Raw genomic sequence first — 6,261 nt, forward strand, 5'->3', positions numbered from 1 at the left:
TATTTATTGATCCTCAGTCATGGTTTCTAGAAATTGCCGATAATTTTCAGAACTGAGATTAATTTTAACTTCTATTTGCTGTTCTTTATCCCTGAACAGTAAAATATATTCACTTTCCGCTTTTTTGCCAACCAGGAGAGGATTTTTTAGCTCGAATTTTTGATAAACTAGATGGGGTTTCGTCACCCGAATAACTAAACTAGGTTGGGATTGGGGATAAATATATAACTGCTCCTGTTCCCGATCTAAAATTAATTGTTTAGGTGTCATGCTTCTTTCGTCAGCAAAAGTAGATTTATGCCAATAGAGGGTAATCCCCCTAATTTGGGGCATTTGGATGCTAAACTTTTCATCAAAACCTTGCTGCTCCCAATTAATATCTTCCAGAGAGCCAGTATCGGGAATTAAACGCTGTTGCCAGAAGACTTCCTTAAGATTTAAATCTTGCCACCATTGGCTAATAATTTGGAAATTCTCCAGATTATCGGGGTTGGGATTGGCACTTTGCCAGAGGAGAGGAGTAAGCATTTTGGGGTAATTTTTGCGCTGGGAAAATCAAGATAATAGTCTTCGCTGGAGTTAAGGGATCATTAATCTCAATCATCATCGATTCTTGAGCTGCCGATCAATCCATAATATTAACTCTCGATCGCATTTTTATTTTATCCTAAATTATCGGGGGAAAAACTGCTAAAAGTGGTCTTTACCATTTGCTTTTTCCTCTTGTGATCGCTACTGACTTGGCACTGTTTTAAACCAGAAAAAAGAGGGATTTTATGGTAAAATAGTCCTACAAATGGGCATATTCTGCACATCAAAAGGGTAAAAGCCCGATTTTTAGCGAATTTACTCACAAAAACGCTTTTTTTGCCTTGTTATTGGAGTTAACCCCCCTATGACCGCCGCCCAGGATCATGTCGTCCCCACAGACTTAAGCAATGAAATGTCCCGTTCCTATCTAGAATACGCCATGAGCGTCATCGTCGGGCGCGCCTTGCCCGACGCTAGGGACGGACTGAAACCCGTACACCGGCGCATTCTTTACGCGATGTACGAACTAGGATTAACTCCCGATCGCCCCTTCCGCAAATGCGCTAGAGTCGTCGGGGAAGTATTAGGAAAATACCACCCCCACGGGGATACTGCTGTTTACGATGCCCTCGTCCGCATGGCTCAGGATTTCTCCATGCGCGATCCCCTGATTAACGGTCATGGTAACTTCGGATCGATCGATAACGATCCCCCGGCAGCCATGCGTTATACCGAGTGTCGTCTGCACACCCTAGCCACCAACGCCCTACTACAGGATATCGAGTCAGAAACCGTCGATTTCGCCGATAACTTCGATGGTTCCCAACAGGAACCCGTGGTTTTACCCTCTAGAGTCCCACAACTGCTAATTAATGGCTCATCGGGGATCGCCGTCGGTATGGCCACCAATATCCCCCCCCACAACCTGGCCGAGATTATCGATGGAACCGTTGCCCTCATCCATAACCCCGATCTCACCGATACGGAATTACAGCGTTATATCCCGGGGCCGGACTTTCCCACCGGGGGGCATATCCTTGGCAGAGACGGTATTCAGGAAGCTTACACCACCGGCCGCGGTTCCATTACCCTGCGGGGAGTCGCCTCCATTGAAACCATCGAACAAAGGGGAAGACCCGATCGAGATGCTATTATCATCACCGAACTGCCCTATCAAACCAATAAAGCGGCATTAATCGAAAAAATCGCCGATTTGGTCAATGATCGCAAAATAGACGGTATTTCCGATGTGCGGGACGAAAGCGATCGCGACGGCATCCGGGTGGTGATCGAACTGAAACGAGATGCCTATCCTCGCGTCGTCCTCAACAATCTTTATAAACAAACGCCCCTCCAGTCGAATTTTGGGGCGAATATGTTGGCATTAGTCGATAATGAACCGAGATTACTGACCTTAAGGGAGTTTCTCCTGGTTTTCCTCGATTTTCGGGTAGAAGTGATCACCCGTCGTACCCGTTATGAACTCCGCAAGGCCGAGGAAAGGGACCATATCCTTCAGGGTTTACTAATTGCCCTCGCTAGTCTCGATGCAGTCATTGCCCTGATTCGCAGTGCTGCCGACACAGCTGGTGCAAAAGAGGGATTAGTGCAGAATTTTGGTCTTTCGGAGGTGCAAGCGGACGCAATCCTACAAATGCAGCTGCGACGGTTAACCGCCCTAGAATCGGAGAAAATTCAGCAAGAACACGGGGAATTACTGACAAAAATCGGTGATCTTCAGGATATTTTAGCCAGAAAAGAACGGATCGACAGCATTATCGAGGAAGAACTGCAACAGATCAAAACGATTCACGCTACCCCCCGTCGCAGTCATATTGAACAACGGGAAGGAGAAATCGCCGAAACTGACCTGATTGCCAACGAACAGGCCTTAATTCTCGTCACCGAACAGGGTTACATCAAAAGAATGCCCGTTAATACCTTTGAGTCCCAAAATCGGGCGACAAGGGGCAAAGCTGGCGCAAAAATGAAAGAAGACGACGGCATCGATCACTTTATCACCTGCCGCGATCACGATAGCGTTCTCTTTTTCACCGATCGCGGGGTTGTCTATAGTCTCAACGCCTATCATATCCCCACCGGTTCCCGTACCGCTCGCGGGGTTCCGATCGTGCAACTGTTAGAGATTCCCAAAGGGGAGAAAATCACCTCGGTGGTGGCAGTCAGCGAGTTCAGCGAGGATAATTACCTGATTATGCTCACACAAAAGGGATTTATCAAGAAAACCGCCCTCGCTGCCTTTAGTAATATTCGATCGAACGGTTTAATCGCCATTTCTCTCGAAGACGGTGATCAACTACGTTGGGTTCGCTTGGCTAAAGAGGAAGATAGCGTCATTATCGGTTCTCGTCAGGGGATGGCAATTCATTTTAAGGCCGATGGTCAACAATTGCGCTCCCTGGGAAGGGCAACTAAAGGCGTAAAATCGATGAAATTGCGCTCAGGTGACGAATTAATCAGTATGGACATCCTGCCTAGCCAAATTGTCGCCCAAATCGCTGAATCTAACGAAGAAGAAACCGAGGACGAAAGCGAAGAAATTAACCCCGAAGTGGCTAATAATGGCCCCTGGGTGTTAGCAATTACCATGGCAGGACTAGGAAAACGGGTTCCCGTTACCCTCCTCCGGCTGCAAAATCGGGCGGGATTAGGAGTCAGAGTGATTAAATTCCGCAAAAAGAACGATAAATTAGCGGCTCTGCACGTTGTTAACCCCAACGAGGAATTTATGATTATCACCGAACGGGGTATTATCATCCGTCAATCCGTCGATGCTATTACTCCCCAATCGCGATCGGCCGGAGGTATCCGGGTACAAAAACTCGATGAGGACGATGCGATCGCTGCTGTCGCCCTAGTTCCCCCTAGTGATGCGGAGGAATCTGAAGACAGTTAGATTTGCTGGGAAGTGGGGAAGTGGGAAGTGGGGTGCGGGAATTATGAATTATGAATTATGAAGTGGGAAGAATAAATAAAAATAATCTTCTGACTCCTGACTTCTGACTCCTGACTCCTGACTCCTGACTCCTGACTCCTGACTCCTATCTTCTGTCTCCTTTCCTGAGGATTTGGGATTAAAACTGAAAAAAGTGCATTAATTGGGATATTTCCTGAGCGTCTAGGGATAAACGCCCTTTAAAATCCACAATATTCTTAAATAATCCCTGTTCTTCTCTATTTTTAATAATGGCAGCTGCTAAATTATCGCTGATCAGGGGTAGGGTGGTTAACTGCTCGATCGAGGCGGTGTTAGGATTGATTTTAGGGGGTGCGAGGTGACTTTCGGGGCTATAATAGGCAAATTCTAGAATCGGTTCCCAAGCTTTCAATCTAACCACAGGAACACTCAAAGCAGCCGCTAGATCTTCAAGACAAAGCAATTCTACCCCCATACCCAACAATTCCACCAACATCCGCGCTTGATGGATGGATATCCCCGGCAATCGCAGCCAATCATCCACACCCGCTTGACTGACATTAATTTTAATGCCCAATTGTGCCGCCATAGCGATCTCATCAAGGGAACGAAAGCGATAATAGGGATCATTGCTAATTTTGGCTTTTAAAGGGTTAAAAGTGCGTCCTAACCAGTTTTGCGGTGTCATTGTAGTAATTGTCGCCGTTTTTCTTCAAATTCGTACTCAGAAATCAATCCTTCTTGCCGGAGGCGCTCTAATTCCCTTAAAGCTGCCCCGATCGCCTCTACTTGTTTAGGCTCTAAACTGGGGACAGTGGCAGCAGCGGTGGCAGTGGGAAAATAGTTAGCCAAAAATTGGTTATCTTGGATTAAATACCACACCGCATCGATCGCGCAAGCCACCCGGGGAATCGGAGTTTGCCAAAGGAGAAGATAAATAATTCCCCAGAGAGGTTGACCGAGATAAAATTTATGAATACCAGCAATAGGAAAGGGTAAAGCGAGAATACTACCGATAAAAGCCAAAAAAATCGCTAATTTACGGCTTTTGGGCTTACTTAATAATTTTTCCACCAGAAGCATGAGACCTGTTCGAGATTGATTTTAGCCTGATCTGAACCTTCTATTCTAAAATACTCTTTGGTTCTAACATAGGGATACGCGATGACTAGCAGAATCAAGGAAATCTTTCAGACAGGACAACCGGATCAATCCGTCACCGTGCAGGGTTGGGTGAGAACAAAACGAGAATTAAAAGAATTTACTTTCCTGGAAGTTAATGATGGCTCATCCCTGGCCAACTTACAAGTTATCCTCGAACCGACTTTACCCGATTATGAAAATGTACTAAAGGCAATTAGTACGGGAGCGGCGATCGCTATTTCGGGAAATTTGGTTCCTTCCCCGGGTAAAGGGCAAAATATCGAGTTAAAAGCGGCCGAAATCACCCTTTATGGTGACTGTCCCCCAGAATATCCCCTACAAAAGAAACGTCATTCCTTTGAATTTCTGAGAACTATTGCCCATCTGCGAGCAAGAACAAACACCCTAGGGGCAGTAATGCGGGTTAGAAACGCTTGCGCTACCGCTATCCACAGTTTTTTCCAAGAAAAAGGCTTTATTTGGGTACATACTCCCATTATTACCGCTAACGACTGCGAAGGTGCGGGAGAATTATTTACTGTCACCAGTTTAGATTTAAAAAAACCCGCCAATTTTGCCGAGGATTTCTTTGGTAAACGGGCCTATTTAACCGTCAGTGGACAATTACAAGCGGAAGTAATGGCCATGGCTTTATCTAATGTTTACACTTTTGGCCCGACTTTTCGCGCCGAAAATTCTAATACTTCCCGTCATCTGGCCGAGTTTTGGATGGTGGAACCGGAAATGGCTTTTTGTGATCTGGAAGGAGATCAGGATTTAGCGGAAGCTTTTCTGAAATATATCTTTAAATTCGTCTTAGAAAATTGTCCCGAAGATTTGCAGTTTTTTAACGAACGTATCGATAAAACGGTGTTAAGTACGGCCGAAAATATCGTTAATAGTGAGTTTGGCCGGATTACCTACAGTGAAGCGATCGAGTTATTAGAAAAAGCCGATCGTCAGTTCGAGTTTCCAGTAGAATGGGGCGTAGATCTACAGTCAGAACACGAACGTTATCTAGCGGAAGAACTATTTAAAAAACCCGTGATTGTCACCAATTATCCCAAGACAATCAAAGCTTTTTATATGCGTCTAGATGACAATAATAAAACTGTTTCTGCTATGGATATTTTAGCTCCCAAGATCGGCGAAATTATCGGCGGTTCCCAACGGGAAGAACGATTAGATGTATTAATCCAAAGAATGCAGGAACAGGGAATGAATCCCGATGACTTGTGGTGGTATTTAGATCTGCGTCGCTACGGTTCCGTTCCCCACGCCGGTTTTGGTTTAGGATTCGAGCGTCTGGTACAATTCATGACGGGAATGACCAATATTCGCGATGTGATTCCTTTCCCCCGTACCCCTTTAAGTGCCGACTTTTAGGTTGATGTCTAGGATCGACGGCCAGAAATTGTTTTGTCCGATTTTACTGTCCGGGATCTGTAGGGTTGATTCATGAATCAACCCTATCCCACCAGAAATTGATTTTGTCCGATTTTACTGTGCGGGGGGAATAACTTCTAAGGGAATACTTTCAGTTTCTCCATCTTTAGATGGATTGACATCGGGACTTTTTTCTGCATCTGGAGTTTTTTCCACCGCTTTGGTTTCCGGGGTGGGGGGATTTTCGGGGGGTACTTCTGGAC

Annotated in this window: 5 protein-coding genes; 2 read left to right on the forward strand and 3 right to left on the reverse strand. The window is 45.6% G+C overall.

Annotated elements, in window-relative coordinates:
• Nucleotides 1–3: 3 nt before the first annotated feature.
• Entirely contained in the window at nt 4–528 is a 525-nt protein-coding gene (locus tag IQ234_RS08455; protein WP_193956765.1) for a hypothetical protein, read from the reverse strand.
• 367 nt (nt 529–895) lie between these two features.
• Here IQ234_RS08455 and gyrA point away from each other — a divergent pair, with 367 nt between their 5' ends.
• The gene (gyrA, locus tag IQ234_RS08460) at nt 896–3,448 is read left to right on the forward strand and encodes a DNA gyrase subunit A (RefSeq protein ID WP_193956766.1); all 2,553 of its coding nucleotides are present in this window, start codon (nt 896–898) and stop codon (nt 3,446–3,448) included.
• 178 nt (nt 3,449–3,626) lie between these two features.
• Here the strand turns inward: gyrA and IQ234_RS08465 are convergent, their stop codons facing one another.
• The gene (locus IQ234_RS08465) at nt 3,627–4,157 is read right to left on the reverse strand and encodes a ComEA family DNA-binding protein (RefSeq protein ID WP_193956767.1); all 531 of its coding nucleotides are present in this window, start codon (nt 4,155–4,157) and stop codon (nt 3,627–3,629) included.
• Nucleotides 4,154–4,552, reverse strand: coding sequence for an NINE protein (locus tag IQ234_RS08470; protein WP_002788179.1), 399 nt, complete (start codon nt 4,550–4,552; stop codon nt 4,154–4,156). Before IQ234_RS08470 ends, IQ234_RS08465 begins: the two co-directional genes overlap by 4 nt.
• An 81-nt stretch (nt 4,553–4,633) precedes the next feature.
• Between IQ234_RS08470 and asnS the strand changes: the two genes are divergently transcribed.
• Nucleotides 4,634–5,998, forward strand: a complete 1,365-nt coding sequence (asnS, locus tag IQ234_RS08475; protein ID WP_193956768.1) for an asparagine--tRNA ligase — start codon at nt 4,634–4,636, stop codon at nt 5,996–5,998.
• The last annotated feature ends 263 nt before the right edge of the window (nt 5,999–6,261 follow it).

The organism is Microcystis aeruginosa LEGE 91341, assembly GCF_015206885.1.
In the GTDB taxonomy this organism is placed as follows: domain Bacteria; phylum Cyanobacteriota; class Cyanobacteriia; order Cyanobacteriales; family Microcystaceae; genus Microcystis; species Microcystis aeruginosa_H.

Excerpts from the sequence above, each read along its gene's own strand:
- IQ234_RS08455 (WP_193956765.1), bottom strand. The coding sequence starts at position 528 with ATGCTTACTCCTCTCCTCTGGCAAAGTGCCAATCCCAACCCCGATAAT.
- asnS (WP_193956768.1), top strand. The coding sequence starts at position 4,634 with ATGACTAGCAGAATCAAGGAAATCTTTCAGACAGGACAACCGGATCAA.
- IQ234_RS08470 (WP_002788179.1), bottom strand. The coding sequence starts at position 4,552 with ATGCTTCTGGTGGAAAAATTATTAAGTAAGCCCAAAAGCCGTAAATTA.
- gyrA (WP_193956766.1), top strand. The coding sequence starts at position 896 with ATGACCGCCGCCCAGGATCATGTCGTCCCCACAGACTTAAGCAATGAA.
- IQ234_RS08465 (WP_193956767.1), bottom strand. The coding sequence starts at position 4,157 with ATGACACCGCAAAACTGGTTAGGACGCACTTTTAACCCTTTAAAAGCC.